The sequence below is a fragment of the Lachnospira hominis (ex Liu et al. 2021) genome (assembly GCF_014287955.1).
Lineage (GTDB): Bacteria > Bacillota > Clostridia > Lachnospirales > Lachnospiraceae > Lachnospira > Lachnospira hominis.
Window position 1 is genome coordinate 93,336 of the sequence record NZ_JACOPD010000004.1, and the last position, 19,217, is coordinate 112,552.

Genomic DNA, 19,217 nt, shown 5'->3' on the forward strand with positions numbered 1-19,217 from the left:
GCATCATATATTGTATTTATTGGAGCTGTAATTATGGAAGATAAAGTAGCGGGTGTAATGGTATATTATTATTTTATATGCAAAAGAAAACTATGGTATTTTTGTCATCAGATTACAATGGAAGAGAGTAATGAAAATGTACAGATGGGTAAGTTGCTTGATGAGAATAGTTATGCACGGGATGATAAGCATATTAATATTGATGATGTTATAAATATTGATTTTATACGTGAAAAGAGAGAATTGCACGAAGTAAAAAAAGTAAGGCAATAGATGAAGCCGGAATATGGCAATTAAAATATTATCTTTATTATTTAAATAAAAAAGGAGTGGAGGGGATTAGTGGTAAAATTGATTATCCTTTGACTAAAAGAAATATAGATGTGGAACTGACAGATAAAGATTGTAGGGAACTTGATAAGATTATTGATGATATTAATAAAATAAAAGAACATGAATTGCCTCTAGAGTTAAGTGAAACTAAAATATGTAAAAAATGTGCTTATTTTGATATGTGTTTTATATAATTTTAGATGATAGTTGGAGAAATAAAATGAAACAGAGTTTTTATATATACAATAATGGGGATTTAAAGAGAAAAGATAATACATTGAGATTTACATCATATGAAGGCGAGAAAAGAGATATACCTATAGAACGTATATCAGATATATATGTTATGTCAGAAATGTCTTTTAATACAACATTTTTAAATTATATATCCAAGTATGGAATACCAATACATTTTTTCAACTATTATAATTTTTATACAGGGAGTTTTTATCCTAAGGAGAGTAATCTTGCGGGGCAATTATTGGTTAGTCAAGTACAGCATTATACAGAATATGATAAGAGACTTTTATTAGCTAGAAAGTTTATTCAAGCGGCGGCAGATAATATATATAGAAATTTGAGGTATTATAATGGACGTGATAAAGATGTATCAGAATATATGAAGGATATAGATTCTTTGTGTGCGGGATTATCAGATGTAAAATCAGTACAGGAAATCATGGGAATAGAGGGGAATATACGAAAAAGGTACTATTCAGCGTGGAGTATAATTATTAATCAGGAAATAGAATTTGATAAACGTGTAATGCACCCACCTGATAATATGATTAATTCGTTAATTTCATTTGTTAATTCTCTTATATATACAAGAACATTAAGCGAAATATACCATACACAATTGAATCCTACTATAAGTTATTTGCATGAGCCGGGCGTGCGAAGATATTCTTTTTGTCTTGATATATCTGAGGTGTTTAAACCCTTGATTGGAGATAGATTAATATTTTCATTACTTAATAGGAAACAGATAACAGAAAATAGCTTTACTAAAGAATTGAATTATTTGCACTTAAAAAAGGAAGCTTCACAATTAATTGTTTCGGAATTTGAAAACAGAATGAAACAGACAATAATGCATAGGGAATTAGGTCGACAGGTGTCATATCAATATTTAATAAGATTAGAGGTATATAAGCTTATTAAGCATCTAATAGGTGAAAAGGAATATGAGGGATTCAGAATATGGTGGTAAATCGTAGATCGTGTGAGCTTACTATGTAATATAAGTTATTATGATAATGATATAAAGTGTATTAACTTGAAAGCGGGGAAAATATGTATGTTGTTTTAGTATATGATGTAAGTAAAGATGAAAATGGAAGAAAAAGGTGGTCACATATTTTTAAAATATGCAAGAAATATATGTCACACATACAAAACTCTGTTTTTGAAGGTGAACTATCAAAGGTACAGTTAATAAAAATGCAGAATGAATTAAAACCTTATATTAATAGTGAATTGGATTCTGTCATTTTATTTAAAAGCAGACAACAGAAGTGGCTTGATAAGGAATGGTGGGGAAAGCAGGCAGATGTAACAAGTTTTATAATTTAATGTGATTGTATATTGTGTATAATTTGTCTGTCGACCGATGATAATGTAAAAATGCGGGGAGATCGACAATGCTGAAATTATTATATATTTGATGTTATTGTAAAAAAATTTACAAGATGATAATATATAAATATTGAGAGTCGACAGAAAATAGATTGGTAGTACCTGAAAATAGGCGACTTTTGTGTTACGGGATTTAATAGAAACATAGTGGAATGTAAATATGAATACTTACGTTGTTTACAATGAAAGCACAGAGATTTAATAGAAACATAGTGGAATGTAAATCAAAGTCAGTAAACAAGCGGATTGTAGCGTTTTTGATTTAATAGAAACATAGTGGAATGTAAATAAGTAACAACATCTTCATTATATTCAGAACCATCTTGATTTAATAGAAACATAGTGGAATGTAAATATTACATTACTTAATTTTGTATACAGTGCAAGTGTGATTTAATAGAAACATAGTGGAATGTAAATAGGTATACATTTATTTTAGAATCTGCTCCCGCTGGGATTTAATAGAAACATAGTGGAATGTAAATTTAACTTTAAGTGAAGCAAGTGCTGAACTGAACGCTGATTTAATAGAAACATAGTGGAATGTAAATATCATAGACCTGATTCCACTTACAAGTCCTTCTACGGATTTAATAGAAACATAGTGGAATGTAAATTATTTTCCTCTTTCAAATTTTCTTTAAAAGGGGCTTGATTTAATAGAAACATAGTGGAATGTAAATACAGTATACATTCATTTACTGTCAGCAGTAGAACAGATTTAATAGAAACATAGTGGAATGTAAATTAATCACACACAATATAGTTATATCCACCTGAAACAGATTTAATAGAAACATAGTGGAATGTAAATATAGTTGAGCCGCTTGCAATTAATTACGATTACACAGATTTAATAGAAACATAGTGGAATGTAAATGAGATTACAGCTAAGATGCTTCAGAGATTTTTCAAGATTTAATAGAAACATAGTGGAATGTAAATTAAGTTCAGATATGAATTTATGTGTCTGCAGTGCTCGATTTAATAGAAACATAGTGGAATGTAAATCTGTTTAAAAGGAATACTGTTCCTGTGTGCTACATGGATTTAATAGAAACATAGTGGAATGTAAATTAAAAAACCAATAAAAGCTCCTGCTATTGCAAGAGCGATTTAATAGAAACATAGTGGAATGTAAATGTTATTAAGTATCTGTGGAATTACTACAAGGGCGACGATTTAATAGAAACATAGTGGAATGTAAATATAGTAAACGGAGTAACTATTGCAATCAAAAGATTAGATTTAATAGAAACATAGTGGAATGTAAATATGCACAGGCTTAAAAGACAAGAACGGTAATCTGAGATTTAATAGAAACATAGTGGAATGTAAATGATATTGCTGCCACATTGCTCATTGCACTTTCATAGGATTTAATAGAAACATAGTGGAATGTAAATATATATTGCAAATCCGAAATATTGCTTAAAACAACTGATTTAATAGAAACATAGTGGAATGTAAATGTCTTTCAATTTATTTAATATATCAAGTTGAAGAGGGGTAAATGGTGGTATAATCCTATTATTGATAGATAGTAATAATAGGTGATTTTTATGGAACAACGGAGGCAATTAAAATGAGATTTGGAATGAGAACACCCAGTATAAAGAAATCAATAAAGGCAAGAACAACAGGGAAAGCTAAGCGTGCTATTAAGAAAGCTGTAATTCCAGGTTATGGAAAGAATGGCATAGGGTGGATAAAAAATCCAAAGAAAGCAGCTTACAATAAGGTTTATAAGAAGACGAGCTTTGGCATTATGGATTTATTTAAGTAACTATCAGGAGGATTAAATAATGGAACGAGTAGCTAAATTTTTAAAAGAAGCAGAGACATATTATCTGGCAACAGTGGAAGGCGACCAGCCAAGAGTTAGACCTTTTGGAACAGTACACATTTTTGAAGGAAAGCTGTATATTCAAACTGGCAAGGTAAAGGATGTTTCAAAGCAGATTCACGCAAACCCGAAGGTAGAAATCTGTGCGTTTAAAAATGGTGAGTGGCTTCGTGTAGCCGGAGAACTTGTAGAAGATGACAGAAGAGAAGCAAGACAGTCTATGCTTGATGCTTATCCATCTTTACAGAATATGTACTCAGCAGATGATGGAAATACCGAGGTGTTCTATTTTACAAATGCGACAGCTACATTTTCATCATTTACACATGAGCCGGAAGTAGTGAAGTTTTAATGACTAAGGATGAATGGTACAAGCAGTTATTTGAGCGACTGGATAAGTCCAAGTTCCGAAGCAGTTTTCATTTGAAACAGAAAGATATTGATTATATAAATGAAAAGGGACTTGCTGTTATCAGACAACATGCAAAGGATTTTATTGCAAAGAGAGAAGCTCCGGCATATATAGCAAATGATGGCAAACAGACACCAATGCGTGGACATCCAGTATTTATTGCCCAGCACGCAACAGCAACATGCTGCAGGGAGTGCATCCGAAAGTGGCATAAAATGCAGCCGGGCAAGGAACTAAGTCAGGTGCAGCAGGATTATCTTGTAGATGTAATTATGACATGGATTCAAAAAGAAATGGAGAGGCAGGAACATAAAATATGAGTTTGAAAAATGTATTGATTATTGTTGATAACATTGACGAATCAATTGATTTTTATGAAGAACTGTTTGGACTGCGTGTGATTACAAGGCAGGAAGGTAATGTGATAATGTCAGAGGGGCTTGTATTGCAGGATGTAGATGTATGGTATGATAGTACAAAAATACATACAACTCCACATAACAATATGACCGAACTTTATTTTGAAGATAATGATATAGAAGGTATTATTGAAAAACTGGAGTCTGGCAAGTATGTTGTAAGTTATGTTACGGATTTAATGGAACTTGAATGTGGACAGAAGCTTGTAAGATTTTATGATCCATCAGGAAATCTTATAGAAGTACGAACACCAATTAACTATAACTGATATGAAATGGATTTAAGGAGAAAATGCAGATATTTGTAGATGCAGATGCGTGTCCGGTAGTGGACATTGTCGAGACAATAGCAGAGAAATATAATATTCCAACCACCTTGTTGTGTGATACGAATCATATTTTGTATTCTGATTACAGCGAGGTAATTATAGTAGGTGCAGGAGCAGATGCAGTAGATTATAAGCTGATTAGCATATGTCATAAAGGGGATGTTGTAGTATCGCAGGATTATGGTGTCGCTGCTATGGCTTTAGGTAAGGGTGCGTATGCTATTCATCAATCCGGTAAGTGGTATACGAATGAAAATATAGATCAGATGCTTATGGAGAGGCATCTTAATAAAAAGGCAAGACGCAGCTCTCATAAGAATCATATGAAAGGACCGAGAAAGCGTACAGAAGAAGATGATGTACGCTTTGCACAGTCCTTTGAAAAACTAATACTTATAGCAAAGTCAAAAGAAGGTGCTCAGAGTGGGACTATTTAAGAAAAAGACAGTTACAAAGACATATGATAAAGAAAATAAGAAACCAGTTATCAAGGCGAGCATATGTAATGGCGAGCAGGTTGCAGGCTTTAAGGACAATCATACAGGTAAGATAGAAGAGGTTATGCTGATTAAGAACCAGGCAGACCTTGATGCATTCAAGAAAATGTATGGAATAGATGATGAGATAGACAAGGAATATTAAACAATGTATTTGATTAAGACGATAAAAGGTGACATAACAAAAGTAACAGATGTGCAGGCAATCGTAAATGCAGCAAACAACTCCCTTCTTGGCGGAGGTGGTGTAGATGGTGCGATTCACAGAGCAGCAGGACCGGAACTTCTGACAGAGTGCATGACACTTCACGGATGTGAGACTGGAGAAGCAAAGATAACAAAAGCCTATAATCTGCCATGCGATTATGTTATTCATACTGTGGGACCGATATGGAATGGTGGAAGAAATAAAGAAGAGGAACTTCTTGCAAACTGTTATTTTTATTCTATGAAGCTGGCAATGGATAATGGAATCAGGTCCATTGCATTTCCTTCCATATCAACGGGAGTATATAGTTTCCCGGTTGAGTTGGCAGCAAAGATTGCAGTACATACAGTAAACAGGTTCTTGCAAGATAATCCGGACAGCTTCGATTTGGTGGAGTGGGTGCTGTTTGATACTCATACTGAATCAGTATATGAAGCTGAGGTTGATCAACTGTATAAAATGATATAATAAGATTCTGGATGCAAGGATTGTAGTAAAACGCATCTAGTTAATTTGAACCATCTTCATGAAACGATACACGGTATCTTTTGCAAAATTAGGAGTGCCTTTCCTTTTATAGGCATTGGCAGCTTTCAAGGCTGAGTAAATATGAAACCTTGTAAGAAATCGTTTGATAGATTTAGGAATCTGCTTATCATTTTGAGTCGCTTGTGTTATACGTTTATTCATAACATGAGCCTCCGGTTTGTAATTGTTTTTTGACAACTCAATTATACCAAAACCATTGATTTCATACTATTTTTATGTCAGTTATTATTGAATTTTCAAGGTGCATAGGCACATTTTAATGTGCGAAGTTTGAGTTATTATGCAGACGCTGACAGCTATGAAGATGGCAATGAAAAATAAGCTGTTAGAACAGAGGGAAGATATGGCGGCGATGAGTTCATGGCTGTGATTTATCATACAGGCAAAACAGAGATTGAGGAACTGCTACAAAGCTTATGCAGAGAAAAAGACAGATTAAATAGTAATGAAGCTCAAATCCCGATCGACTATGCATGCGGATGGGCAATTTCAACTGATGAAGGAACCTACACGCTGCAGATGTTACTGGATAAGGCAGATTCCGATATGTATGAAAATAAACAACTATGCAAGAAGCGTAATTTAGGTTCACGTCAATAAACTAAAAATAGAATAAAAATCAGCATTGTGAAAAGTGTTCATCCAGGAGACAGAATTTAGGTTGATTTTCACCAGTTTCTAGCAATAGAACCACTAATATTTAGTAGAAAATAATTTAATAATTTAATAATTTTTTTAATAGATTTTCCCAATAGAGTATGCTATATTATAATTGTTTATGGATAAACAAATTTGATAAAAGATCAATAATTTACAAAGGAAGGGAAAACTTTCATGGAAAAGATCAAAAAGCGTATAGCTAACTTAAAAGTTGCAGGAAAATTAAAAGTATATCGAATGACAGTGCTTGTTATGACATTATTTTTAGTGTTGGTGGCACTGATCTCGACATTAGTGATCCGTTTAAATATAGAGAAGATCACTGAGGTCTGGTCTCCGTCATTGGAATATCTGCAGGATTTAGAGACAATGACTGCGAAATACAGAATCAAACAGTATCAGCATCTGGTAGAATCAGATGCAGCAATCATGAACTCTTGCGAAGAAGAAATTCAGAAGCTGGAGAGTCAGATCCAGGATACCGATGCGAATCTGGATGCAATCATGTCTGCAGACAGTGATGCTCGAAAAGGACAGGACCATTACGAAGTAGCAAAAGCTGCATGGGAAGAATACAGGGCTGCTTCAGATGAAATCCTGAAGTTGAGCCGTGCGGGTAAACAGCAGGAAGCATCAAAGCTGATGACCGGAAAGGTGTATGAAGAATATAAAGCTTTGGCTGAAAAATTAACGATATTAAGTGACGAGTTCCAGGCAGAATTAGACCGGGCAAAGACCATGGCTAATGTATGCACTATAATCATATTTATTGTGATCGTGGCAGCGGGTCTTGCGATTGCTGTAGTGACGACACAGATCGGAAAGATCATTACCAATTCCATTACCGAGCCGGTAGAACAGATAGATGCAGCAGTTGCCAGCCTGCGTAAGGGCGAACTGTCTAATGTAGAAATGCTTACCTATGAGTCTGAGGATGAGTTTGGCGATACCATCAGGAATCTGAAAGAAGCCATGGGTATTCTGTCAGATTATGTCAGTGAGATCTCTGTGGAGGTAAAGGCAATAGCACAGGGTGACCTGACCAGAAATGGTAATGATATTACAGATTTCCTAGGCGATTTCTCGGAGTTGAAGGCATCACTGGTGTATATTCTGAAACGGTATAACAGTACCCTGACCGAGATCAGCAATCTGGCAGAACAGGTATCATCGAATGCATCCGAGGTGGAAAATGCATCAAGATCCTTGGCGGACGGTGCAACAGAGCAGGCAGGAGTCATCGAGGAATTGAATGCCACCGTTGATACGGTCGTGGATTTGGCGGCAGATACAGCGAAGGAAACACAGAGTGCATCGGCACGTGTAAAAGCCTCTGCAAATAAAGCGAACGAAGAAAAAGAAAAAATGAACGATTTACTGATGGAAATGGGGCACATTACAGAAATCTCCAAGGAGATCGGTAATATTATCACAGATATCGAGGATATTGCATCCCAGACCAACCTGTTATCCCTGAATGCTTCTATTGAAGCTGCCAGAGCAGGAGAAGCAGGAAAAGGCTTTGCAGTAGTGGCAGATCAGATCGGCAAGCTGGCAGCGGATAGTGCGAAGTCGGCTGTGAATACGAGAGATTTGATCGATAAGACCTTAGTGGAAATCGAAAAGGGCAATACGATCACAAGAACAACAGCAGACGCATTTAATCAGATCATTGCAGATATGGAGTCCTTTGCAGAGATTGCACAGAACACCATGGAGAAAGCGAACTCCCAGGCAGAGTCCTTGGGACAGATCGGTCAGGGAATTGAACAGCTGTCCAGTGTGGTACAGGGCAATGCAGCATCCTCAGAAGAGAATACTGCGATCAGTATTAATCTGGCAGAGGGAGCAGCCAAGATGCGTGACCGCGTGAATATCTTTAAGCTATTCTAGAAAATGGCAGGAATAGAGTGAAGTTGTCGGAAGGAAGGTTCTTGTTGTGATTAATGATATATTTAGTGTGTTTGGAGAGCAGACAGCAGAAATATTATTTGAGATCATTACAGAATGTATGGATGATTACCTGTATATATTTGATCTGCAGAATAATATCTTTGAGATTTCACAGTCAGCTGTGAAACGCTTTAATATGTCGAAAAATGTTCTGACAGATGCTGCAAATGAAGTTATGAAGGTAGTATATGAGGAAGACCGCAGGATGCTTGCAAAGCATCTTGCGGATATATGCGAAGGAAGAGAAAAGGTACATAATCTTCATTACAGGTGGCTTGATAAAGAAGGTATGCCGGTCTGGATTAACTGCCGTGGTATCGTGATCAATGATCAGCAGGGAAAGGCAGAGTATCTGGTCGGGTGTCTGAATGAGACCGGCAACAGGAGAAGAGCCGATAATGTCACAGGACTGCTTGGCGGTCCGGAATTCCTTGCTTACCTGCATGCACAAAAAGAACCCATTACCAAGGGATTTTTTATGCATATAGGAATTGATGATTTTGGAGCAATCAATAGCTCCAGGGGAGCTGATTATGGTAATTATATCCTGAAAAGCGTAGCCGGCTGTATGAAGGAATGCCTTTCAGACAAGCAGAGAATTTACCATCTGGTAGCGGATCAGTATGTGATCGTGGATCTGGAAGTTTCCTCCGCAGAAGACGCTGTGGCACTTAAAGAAAAGATTACAGATAAACTTCGTAATTTCATAATAGCCGAAAATTATGAAGCTATATTTTCTATTTCTATTGGTGTTATAAATGCAGCAACATTTTGCGAGGGAACCGAAGAATGCCGCAAAAAGTTTGAATTTGCCTTGAAACAGGCAAAAAGCATGGGTAAAAATGGATTCTATATTTTTGACCAGGATGACTATGAGGTCTTTTTACGAAAAGGAAGAATCATAGCAAAACTTCGTAATGCTATTGTGAACCATTATGATGGCTTTGAAGTATACTACCAGCCGATTGTGGACTGTCAGTCCGAACAGATCATTGGAGCAGAGGCACTGATGCGTTTTTCCATGATAACGGAAGAAGGGCGGGAGTTTGTTTCACCGATGGAGTTTATCCCATTATTGGAAGAGACCGGATTGATCATTCCAGCTGGAAGATATATTTTGAACGAAGCTGCAGCAATGTGCTGTGAAATGCAGAAATATATTCCTGACTTCCGGATGAATGTAAATGTATCCTATGTTCAGATTCTGCAAGGCAATGTGGAGCGGGATATTCTGGGTGCAATTCAAAAATATTCATTACAGCCGGAATGCTTATGTGTTGAAATGACAGAAAGTGGATTTATGGATATGACCCCTTCGTTCTGTAAATTCCGTAAAACTCTGGACAAGAACGGGATTCCCTTTGTGATCGATGATTTTGGAACAGGATATTCGAATCTTCATTGTATCCGTGATATGAATCCAAGTTACGTGAAAATGGATAGGGATTTTACTGCCAAGGCGATGAACAGTGACAGGGATTATGAATTATATAAAAATATCATCCCCATGGTACATAGTATTAACGTCAGGATATGTGCAGAAGGCATCGAGGAAAAAGAATGGCTTCTGAAAATGAAAGAAATGAAGGTTGATTATCTGCAGGGATATTATTTTGGGAGACCATGTGGAAAGAAACAGTTTCTGCAGCAATATGCCAGTGGCATCAACGTTAAATAAAGAGAGTAAGGCAGACTCATCTATGTGGGGCTGCCTTATTTTATTGTCTTATCAGAAGGATTGATCCATAACGGCTTATTTCAGTTTTTCCAGGTCATTAGCATCAGGGTGAGACAATGCACAGTCAAAATTCTGGATCAATACATCAAGATTTGCCGGATGATCAGGAGTTTCCTTCATTTTCTATTTCTTGCATCATTGCTTCAAACATTTTTTCCGGGGTGTCATAGTCTAATATCGAAAATTGGTCTCCATCATCTGCTAAATTTCTGCTTCTTTCACTTGAGTTTTCGGCATATTCAATCACCAGCGAATTATAGCCACTTAAAAGTTCAACTATATGAATTGCTTGATTGTCTGGCAAGATGAACCATTGTTCATCTTCCAAAATTACATTGTCAAATATCTCCATCAACTTCTCGGAAATATGAAGTCTATATTCTCTTAATAATTTTTCTGGGTTCATTAATTCCATCTCCATTCACATTATATAATTTATTTCATATATTATTTTCTTCAGCTGATTTAGTATATACCACCAAATTATACTATTTTCAGATATTTTGCAAATTCTCTTTTTAACAGCATGATAATCTAAGCCTTAGACGGCAGATTAGGTCGTGAAAAGGATGGCACATTGAATGAGGAGTATTGTAAATGGTGTTAAGCAGATATTTAAATTGAAAATGAGCCGGAACTTTTTAAATAAATTGTGATTAAAAAGTGAAAAATAAACATTCATTTTAATATCGTTCGTGTCGAAAAAATGTCATTTCGTGTAAATGGCATTTTTTTTGATGCCTTTTATTGTATAATACCGCTAAGAAAGAATGTATTTTTGTAATGTTTTAGGATGTTGCATAGACACATTGAGCACAATAAAAGGAGGGAGAGTTTATGAAGTATTTAAACTTAAAAAAGATTACTGCGGTGGTATTGTCAATCGGAATGGTATTTTCAAGCAGTGCCGTTACCGGGGTTGCGGCAGATAACAGTAAAAAGATAGCTACGATTCCTAGCAGCTATATTAATAAAGTGGCAGAAGATATTGATAATAAATATTTTTATGATGGAACATATGTTGATAATTGGGGGCATACATGTAAGGGCAGGCAGCTTGGAGCGACATATACAAAGGAGTCAACTGAATTTTTGTTATGGGCACCTGCGGCAACATATGTAAAAGTTAATATTTATGCAACAGGTGATGATAATGACAGCAATGCACGTGATATAGGAACTTATGCATTAGAGAAAATGCTTGTAAATGGGGAATGGAATGGCCTCTGGATTATAACACTTCTTGGTGATTGGGGCGGATTGTATTATGACTATACGATTACCACAACAGATATTACCCATATTGGCAGCGACAGAACAACAAAATATAAAATTCAGGACCCATATTCGGTTGCGGTAAGCAAAGACGGAAAGCGTTCGTATATAACAGATACATCTTCAGTATCTCCTGAGGGTTGGGACAGCGACAGACATGTGTATGTTGATTCGACAAAAGCAAATACTGTTTATAAAATAAGTGTTAAGGATTTCTCATCAGATACCGCATCGGGCATGACTGCAGGCGGAAAGTACAGTGCTTTTACGGAAAAGGGTGCAAAAGTAAACAGTGCGGGAGAGCTTGTATCTGGTATTGATTATCTGAAGGAACTCGGTGTTACGACAGTACAGCTTGCACCGTTTGCGGATTTTGATGGCGACAGTGAGTATGAGATTTTAAATTATAATGTACCTGAGGCAAGCTATGCTTCCAATCCGTCAGACAGCAAGACTGTTATAAAAGAATGTAAAGAGATGATTCAGGCACTTCACAGTGCGGGATTTTCTGTTGTGATGGAGATGCCGTATACGCATGCCTCAGAGGAAAATCCTCTTGAAAAGTCGGTTCCGCGGTTTTATTACAGATTGAATACTGACGGTACAAGGTATACAACAAATACGGGATATGACAATGAGCTTGCCACAGAGCGGAAGATGTATCGTAGTTATATGGTTAATTCCATGAAATATTGGGCAGAGGAATATCATGTTGATGGATTTTCACTGGATTTGATTGACTGTGTCAATGTGAAGTACAAAGGTTCTTCGCATGTATATAAATGGCTGGATGAGATAAAGACATCATTGGCAAAGGAAGATGCCAATCTGGTTATCTGGGGAGATAATTATACAAAGGAAGAAAGACAGAATAAAACTTCCTCTTATGATGAAATAATCGGCAGCACAGGTGGCACTTATGGCGAAAGAAACGAAAAAGCCGTAAAAATATACAAGCAGAAAGCAGCAATGAAATATGCTAAGCCGGGAACATTGTTTATGGATGGCGGAGAAGAAATGTGTAACAGCGTTGAGGGAAGAACTCTTGCAGACAGCAGTTACGTTGAATGGAAGGATTCAGCAGAGTATGCAGATGTAGTCTCATATTACAGAGGACTTATGGAGATACGAAAAGCATTTTCACCACTTGCGAAAAGCCAGACAATAAAAAATTCTGAAGCTTATGTGCTTACAGGTACAAAAGACGACGAGTGGAATACTATGGCAGTATTAAATAATGAGTCAGATGTGTCAAAAGAAATTACAATTCCTGTTCAAGGAAGAGCTGCTACGGACTGGGTTGTTATTGCAAATGGCGAAAGTGCGGGAGTTGTATCACTTGGTGAAGTCGCAGGCTCCGTTATAACTGTACCTGCGTATACTACAATGATTCTTGTAGATAAGGAAAGCTTTGATGATGTGGCTGTAACATCAGGCAAAGGAAAAGTAATTGTTAATTATGTGATAAAAGACAGTGAGCAGAAGTTACGTGAATCGATTACACTTCAGGGTACATCGGGAACGAATTATGCGGTACCTGAAAATATTAAGATTCCATCAGGATATACTTTTTTAAGCAAGACAGGCGATGAAAAGGGTGTGTATACATCAGAAACACAGACAGTTACATATTATTATAATGCGATTAATCCGGATACAGTGGTAGACGGTATTAAAAATAATGGAGTATACTGCGAGAAGGCACAGTTTAAAGTAACTTCTTCCGATTATACACAGGTAATGGCAGGAAATAAAACGCTTACACCTGATGCGGACGGTATTTATACTGTATCTGCAGCAGATGGCACACAGACAATAACATTGACGGATAATGAAGGATACAGCATTTATCTGTCTGTTACCGTAAATGCGAATCATACAATGGATAACAGCGACTGTACGAAAGAATCAATATGCTCTGTCTGCGGGAAAATATTTCTGGCACAGGCAAATCATAAGTTCAGCGACACATGGACAAAAGACGATACTTATCATTGGAAAGTGTGTGAGAATGACGGCTGTACGGTAACAACAACGAAGACAAAACATAGTGGTACAGATGATGGTGATTGTACAACACCTGTAATTTGTGAATGTGGTGAGATTGTTACAGCAGCAAAGTCAGAACATATATATGGTGAATGGAAGTCAAATGGTAACGGCACACATACCCACAAATGTACAACGGCAGGCTGTACTATAGAAGAAACAGAAAGCTGTGTAGGCGGAGCGGCAACATGTAAAAAGAGAGCCGTCTGCACGGATTGTAATGCTGAATATGGTACTTTAAATCCTGCAAACCACAGTGGAAATCAGGTATGGGTACAGACAGAAAAAACTCATCAGAAAAAATATGACTGTTGTGGTGCTGAGGTAACTAATATAGAAGATCATATCTGGGAGAATGGACACTGCACGGTATGCGGATATGATTGTATTCATAAAGGCGGAGAAGCAACCTGTACGCAGAAAGCGGTTTGCGATACCTGCCATAGTGAATATGGAGAAATAAATGCAGACAATCATACAGGAACAGAAAAGTGGACACAGACAGCAACAACACATGAAAAGAAATATGATTGCTGTGGTAAAGTGACGATAGCACAAGAAAATCATAACTGGAAAGACGGTGCTTGTGAAACATGTGGTTATGTATGCGTACACAGCGGCGGAGAAGCAACATGTACAAAGGGTGCGGTTTGCGAAACCTGCGGCAAGGAGTATACAGATAAAGATATGGCAAATCACAGTGGAAAGGTAGTATGGGTACAGACAGAAAAAACTCATAAACAGGCATATGATTGCTGTGATAAGGAAGTATCGACAAGTGAAGCACATAGTTGGAAAAACGGTGTATGCACGGTTTGTGATTATCAGTGTAAACATGCAGGCGGAAGTGCAACATGTGTGAAGAAAGCGGTGTGTACAATCTGCAGTGAAGAATATGGCACTTACAATATGAGTATACATGAAGGCTTGAAGTCAGTAGCGGCAAAGGCGGCTACCAGGACAGATGAAGGAAATATTGAATACTGGTATTGTAAAGATTGTGACAGATATTACATCAAGCAGGATGGGCTTGTTGAAATTGAAAAATCACAGACTGTGGTTGCAAAGATTACAGATACAACATCATCGGACGATACGGGTAAAGGCGGTAAGACAGAGACAGTAAAAGAACAGACGCCTGATACAGGAGATAATAAACGTGTATTTGCATGGCTTCTTATGTTTATAATAGGAGGGGCGGCAGCAGGATTAACGATTAAAGGTAAAAAGACAGAAAATTAATATTTAAAAATGCCGGAATTTTGCTCCCTGTGCGGGGCGAGATTCCGGTTTTTACATGTTTTGGTTTTATTTATTGGATTTTTATATTTTTTTATATATTGATAGTTAAATGTTTGACATAATAACAGTTTCTTAATATAATATTAAGAATATGATGCTTTTTGCATTAAATATTTAAGAAAGAGAGAAAAATTATGAACGAAAAACAAGAGTTCAAGCCGTATATTCCGGCTGATAAGGTGATGCCTGAACTTACAGTTACATCTGTAATTATCGGTATCTTATTAGCCGTATTATTTGGCGGTGCCAACGCATACTTAGGTCTGCGTGTTGGTATGACCGTTTCGGCTTCTATTCCTGCGGCCGTTATCTCTATGGGAATTATCCGCTTTATTTTAAGAAGAGATTCTATTTTAGAGAACAATATGGTTCAGACAATCGGTTCTGCAGGTGAATCTGTTGCGGCAGGTGCAATCTTTACACTTCCTGCATTATTTATGTGGGCTCAGGAGGGCGGCACATCTATGCCTTCTTTGATAGAGATAGCACTTATTGCATTAATTGGTGGTTTCCTCGGAGTATTATTCATGATTCCACTTCGTAGTGCATTAATTGTTCAGGAGCATGGGGTGTTACCTTATCCTGAAGGACAGGCATGTGCTGAGGTATTAGTTGCCGGAGAAGAAGGCGGTGCTAAGGCAAGTACAGTATTTGCGGGTCTTGGTATTGCAGCTGTTTATAAGTTTATCGCTGATGGACTTAAAGTATTCCCTAGCGAGGTTGATTTTACTATCAAACCATACAAGGGTTCGGCTGTTGGTGCAGATGTACTGCCAGCACTCCTCGGTGTCGGTTATATCTGTGGACCTAAGGTATCTTCATACCTCTTGGCAGGTGGTTCCGTAGCGTGGTTTATGATTATGCCGTTAATCGCTTTGTTCGGTGGAGACAACATTATCGGACCTGCTACAATTCCAATATCACAGATGGGTCCATCACAGATATGGTCTAATTATGTGCGTTATATCGGTGCAGGTGCGGTTGCTGCCGGCGGTATTATAAGCTTAATCAAGTCATTACCGCTTATTGTAAAAACATTTAAGCAGGCAATGAAAGGCTATGGCAAGAAAGCAGACGGTGAGGAGACAAGATCAACTAAGGATCTTCCTATGACTTTGGTTGTATTGGGTATTGGCGTGCTTGCAATTATCATGTGGTTAATCCCGGCGATTCCTGTTAATCTTCTCAGTGCGATTATTATTATTATTTTTGGTTTCTTCTTTGCAACTGTATCATCACGTATGGTTGGTTTAGTAGGAAGCTCAAATAACCCTGTATCAGGTATGGCTATTGCGACACTTCTTATTTCGTCAGCAATTCTTAAAGCTACAGGTACAATAGGTATGAATGGCATGGTAGCCGCTATAAGTATCGGCTCTGTAATTTGTATTATCGCAGCTATTGCAGGTGATACATCACAGGATTTGAAGACAGGCTATATAGTAGGTGCAACACCTTATAAGCAGCAGATTGGTGAGCTTATCGGTGTGGCTGTATCTGCTGTTACAGTAGGCGGAGTTCTTTATTTGCTTAATGCAGCATGGGGATACGGTTCTACAGAATTACCTGCACCACAGGCTACTCTTATGAAAATGGTAGTTGAAGGTGTTATGGGAAACAGCCTTCCGTGGGCACTTGTATTTGCAGGTGTAGCCATTGCTATAGTTGTTGAAATTCTTCAGATTCCTGTACTTCCTTTTGCAGTAGGTCTTTACCTTCCGATTTATTTAAGTACACCGATTATGGCAGGTGGACTTGTAAGACTTTACTTCGATAAGAAGAAAGGTCTTTCAGAGGAAGAACGTAAAGCTAAGGTTAATCAGGGAATCCTTTACTCATCAGGTCTTATTGCAGGTGAAGGTCTCGTTGGTATTCTTTTAGCTGTATTTGCTATTATTCCTGTAGGAACAGCAACTCTCGGAGATGCTATCAATTTATCAAAGGTTATTAATCTTGGTAACATTGGAGGCCTTGTATTCTTCGCGGCACTTATTGCAACATTAATAGCATTTATTAATAAAAAAGAAAAAAAGACAAATTAAAAAAAATGTGTTATAATAAATCTGTTGGTTTTTATGCCGACAGATTTATTATTTTTACGAAAAATTCTGCTTTTTTGATCAAGAGTTTTATTTAAGGAGGTTTCATGGCTAAGCAAAAGGAGAATTACTTAGACTATGTTCCAAAACATAATTCATTATTTGAATTTAGGGATAACAAGAAAGGGCATGTTGAAATTAAAGTTCATAATAAAGGTCTTTTTAATAGAATAGCACAGCTTATTGCGAAAAAGCCCAAGTACAGTTACATTGAATTAGATGAATTTGGTACATATATATGGCGTCAGATAGACGGAGTACGAAGTATTTATGACATCGGACAGCTTGTAAAACAACATTTTGGAGAAAAGGCAGAACCTTTGTATGAGCGTTTATGCCAGTTTACAAAGATACTTCATAAAAATCAGTTTATTGTATACACTAATAAGATTAAACAAAAATAATATTAATAAAATGTTTTAAAGGAGTTAAGACATGAGAGTATTATCTGAATTAGAACCTAAGAATGTATTTTCATTTTTTGAGGATATTTGCAATATTCCGCATCCTTCTTATAAAGAAGAGAAGATTAGCAATTATCTCGTTGAATTTGCCAAGGCAAGAAATCTTGAATATTATCAGGATTCACTTTACAACGTGATTATAATAAAGGAAGCATCAAAAGGATATGAAGATGTTGCACCTATTATTCTTCAGGGACACATGGATATGGTATGTGAAAAGACACCTGACTGTGATAAGAACATGGACGAAGAAGGACTTGATCTTGAAGTTAATGGTGATTTTGTTTCTGCCAATGGAACAACACTTGGCGGTGATGACGGAATTGCGGTTGCCTATGCACTTGCGATATTAGATGATGACAGCATTGCACACCCGCGTCTTGAATTTGTGTGTACCGTATCAGAAGAAGTAGGCATGGAAGGTGCTGCAGGCATTGATGTGTCAATGTTAAAAGGAAAGAAGCTTCTCAATATGGACAGCGAAGATGAGGGAATCATGCTTGCAAGTTGTGCGGGAGGATGTAGTGCACAGGTTAAACTTAGATTAAACAGAACAGAAGTGACAGGAACAAAACTTCGTATTTCTATATCGGGACTTACGGGAGGACATTCAGGTGTTGAGATTGACAAGGGAAGAGGAAATGCAAATGTTCTCATGTCAAGAATTCTTCGTGATGCCGCTGAGAAAGCACCGATATTTATTGTATCTGTTGAGGGAGGCAAAAAAGACAATGCCATTCCGAGAGAATGTTTATCCGAAATTATTATTGAAGAAGATAAAGCTGAGGCAGTTAAAGCTGCTGTTGAAGAAGCTGTAAATGAGATAAGAGAAGAATTTGCGTCATCTGATGCAGATTTTAATGTTACAACAGAATTATCAGATGGATGCAGCGTTAAAGCTGTTACAAAGGAAGACAGTGCCAAAGCGGTTGCTCTTATACAGTCACTTCCTAACGGAATAATGAGAATGAGTCAGGATATTGATAATCTTGTTGAAACTTCACTTAATCTTGGTATAATTTCATTAGATGAATCAGGTATCTGTCTCAGATTTGCCCTTAGAAGTTCAGTCGGAGTTGCATTGAAAAATCTTAAAAACCAGATTGCATGTGTAAGTAAAACATACGGTGGAAGTGTTGAATTTACAGGAGAATACCCAGCTTGGGAATATAAGAAAGATTCAAAACTCCGTGATGATATGGTTAATATATTTGAACAGATGTATGGCAAAAAACCTACTATTGAGGCAATTCATGCAGGCGTCGAATGTGGTATACTTGCAGGAAAGATAGAAGACCTTGACTGCATATCTATGGGACCGGATATTTTTAATATTCATACAACGGAAGAGCATTTAAGCATTTCTTCTGCAAAGAGAATGTATGAGTATATACTCAATGTAATAGCATGCAAATAATATGCAATAGATAAAAAAATTTTTTAAAA

16 protein-coding genes, 4 pseudogenes and 1 CRISPR repeat array are annotated in these 19,217 nt (G+C 37.0%); of the genes and pseudogenes, 18 read left to right on the plus strand and 2 right to left on the minus strand.

Annotated features, from left to right (window positions below; all coding sequences use genetic code 11):
- Positions 1 to 57 precede the first annotated feature (57 nt).
- The 10 genes and pseudogenes from cas4 to H8S01_RS06585 all read left to right on the plus strand — a co-directional run bounded on the left by cas4 (position 58) and on the right by H8S01_RS06585 (position 6,150).
- Positions 58 to 527, plus strand: a pseudogene (gene cas4, locus H8S01_RS14445) (CRISPR-associated protein Cas4).
- 26 nt (positions 528 to 553) lie between these two features.
- The gene (gene cas1b, locus H8S01_RS06545; RefSeq protein WP_186836617.1) at positions 554 to 1,546 is read left to right on the plus strand and encodes a type I-B CRISPR-associated endonuclease Cas1b; all 993 of its coding nucleotides are present in this window, start codon (positions 554 to 556) and stop codon (positions 1,544 to 1,546) included.
- Between the two features lie 83 nt (positions 1,547 to 1,629).
- A complete protein-coding gene (gene cas2 / locus H8S01_RS06550) occupies positions 1,630 to 1,908 on the plus strand; it encodes a CRISPR-associated endonuclease Cas2 (protein ID WP_186836618.1) in 279 nt (92 codons plus the stop codon).
- Positions 1,909 to 2,101: 193 nt separating this feature from the next.
- Positions 2,102 to 3,443: direct repeats of the CRISPR family, unit length 30 nt; unit sequence GATTTAATAGAAACATAGTGGAATGTAAAT.
- Between the two features lie 113 nt (positions 3,444 to 3,556).
- Positions 3,557 to 3,757 carry a hypothetical protein gene (locus H8S01_RS06555; protein WP_186836619.1) on the plus strand — a complete coding sequence of 67 codons (201 nt, stop codon included), beginning with the start codon at positions 3,557 to 3,559 and terminating at the stop codon, positions 3,755 to 3,757.
- 19 nt (positions 3,758 to 3,776) lie between these two features.
- Entirely contained in the window at positions 3,777 to 4,169 is a 393-nt protein-coding gene (locus tag H8S01_RS06560; RefSeq protein ID WP_186836620.1) for a pyridoxamine 5'-phosphate oxidase family protein, read from the plus strand.
- Positions 4,169 to 4,549: a DUF4186 domain-containing protein gene (locus tag H8S01_RS06565; RefSeq protein ID WP_186836621.1), complete on the plus strand. Its 381-nt coding sequence runs from the start codon at positions 4,169 to 4,171 to the stop codon at positions 4,547 to 4,549. The genes H8S01_RS06560 and H8S01_RS06565 overlap by 1 nt, the downstream gene beginning before the upstream one ends.
- A complete protein-coding gene (locus H8S01_RS06570) occupies positions 4,546 to 4,917 on the plus strand; it encodes a VOC family protein (protein WP_186836622.1) in 372 nt (123 codons plus the stop codon). The genes H8S01_RS06565 and H8S01_RS06570 overlap by 4 nt, the downstream gene beginning before the upstream one ends.
- A 23-nt stretch (positions 4,918 to 4,940) precedes the next feature.
- The gene (locus H8S01_RS06575) at positions 4,941 to 5,414 is read left to right on the plus strand and encodes a YaiI/YqxD family protein (RefSeq protein ID WP_186836623.1); all 474 of its coding nucleotides are present in this window, start codon (positions 4,941 to 4,943) and stop codon (positions 5,412 to 5,414) included.
- Positions 5,401 to 5,619, plus strand: a complete 219-nt coding sequence (locus H8S01_RS06580; protein WP_186836624.1) for an aspartate dehydrogenase — start codon at positions 5,401 to 5,403, stop codon at positions 5,617 to 5,619. Before H8S01_RS06575 ends, H8S01_RS06580 begins: the two co-directional genes overlap by 14 nt.
- 3 nt (positions 5,620 to 5,622) lie before the next feature.
- The gene (locus H8S01_RS06585; RefSeq protein ID WP_186836625.1) at positions 5,623 to 6,150 is read left to right on the plus strand and encodes an O-acetyl-ADP-ribose deacetylase; all 528 of its coding nucleotides are present in this window, start codon (positions 5,623 to 5,625) and stop codon (positions 6,148 to 6,150) included.
- 39 nt (positions 6,151 to 6,189) lie between these two features.
- Here H8S01_RS06585 and H8S01_RS06590 read toward each other — a convergent pair.
- Positions 6,190 to 6,372, minus strand: a pseudogene (locus tag H8S01_RS06590) (IS4 family transposase); the annotation flags it as partial.
- Between the two features lie 195 nt (positions 6,373 to 6,567).
- Here H8S01_RS06590 and H8S01_RS06595 point away from each other — a divergent pair.
- From H8S01_RS06595 to H8S01_RS06605, 3 genes and pseudogenes are all read left to right on the plus strand, one after another.
- Positions 6,568 to 6,831, plus strand: a pseudogene (locus tag H8S01_RS06595) (GGDEF domain-containing protein); the annotation flags it as partial.
- A gap of 234 nt (positions 6,832 to 7,065) precedes the next feature.
- Positions 7,066 to 8,784, plus strand: a complete 1,719-nt coding sequence (locus H8S01_RS06600; RefSeq protein ID WP_186836627.1) for a methyl-accepting chemotaxis protein — start codon at positions 7,066 to 7,068, stop codon at positions 8,782 to 8,784.
- 46 nt (positions 8,785 to 8,830) lie between these two features.
- The gene (locus H8S01_RS06605; RefSeq protein WP_186836628.1) at positions 8,831 to 10,522 is read left to right on the plus strand and encodes an EAL domain-containing protein; all 1,692 of its coding nucleotides are present in this window, start codon (positions 8,831 to 8,833) and stop codon (positions 10,520 to 10,522) included.
- Between the two features lie 163 nt (positions 10,523 to 10,685).
- Here H8S01_RS06605 and H8S01_RS06615 read toward each other — a convergent pair whose 3' ends face one another.
- Positions 10,686 to 10,988: a hypothetical protein gene (locus H8S01_RS06615; RefSeq protein ID WP_186836629.1), complete on the minus strand. Its 303-nt coding sequence runs from the start codon at positions 10,986 to 10,988 to the stop codon at positions 10,686 to 10,688.
- 141 nt (positions 10,989 to 11,129) lie between these two features.
- On the opposite strand from H8S01_RS06615, the pseudogene H8S01_RS14530 reads away from it, so the two are divergent.
- The 5 genes and pseudogenes from H8S01_RS14530 to H8S01_RS06640 form a co-directional block, all read left to right on the plus strand.
- Positions 11,130 to 11,189 (plus strand): annotated as a pseudogene (locus tag H8S01_RS14530) (zinc ribbon domain-containing protein); the annotation flags it as partial.
- Positions 11,190 to 11,419: 230 nt separating this feature from the next.
- A complete protein-coding gene (locus H8S01_RS06625) occupies positions 11,420 to 15,148 on the plus strand; it encodes a MucBP domain-containing protein (protein ID WP_186836630.1) in 3,729 nt (1,242 codons plus the stop codon).
- 194 nt (positions 15,149 to 15,342) lie between these two features.
- Positions 15,343 to 17,250: an OPT family oligopeptide transporter gene (locus tag H8S01_RS06630; RefSeq protein WP_186836631.1), complete on the plus strand. Its 1,908-nt coding sequence runs from the start codon at positions 15,343 to 15,345 to the stop codon at positions 17,248 to 17,250.
- A gap of 104 nt (positions 17,251 to 17,354) precedes the next feature.
- Positions 17,355 to 17,711 carry a PqqD family protein gene (locus H8S01_RS06635; RefSeq protein ID WP_021866336.1) on the plus strand — a complete coding sequence of 119 codons (357 nt, stop codon included), beginning with the start codon at positions 17,355 to 17,357 and terminating at the stop codon, positions 17,709 to 17,711.
- A 31-nt stretch (positions 17,712 to 17,742) separates the two neighbouring features.
- Entirely contained in the window at positions 17,743 to 19,188 is a 1,446-nt protein-coding gene (locus H8S01_RS06640) for an aminoacyl-histidine dipeptidase (protein ID WP_186836632.1), read from the plus strand.
- The last annotated feature ends 29 nt before the right edge of the window (positions 19,189 to 19,217 follow it).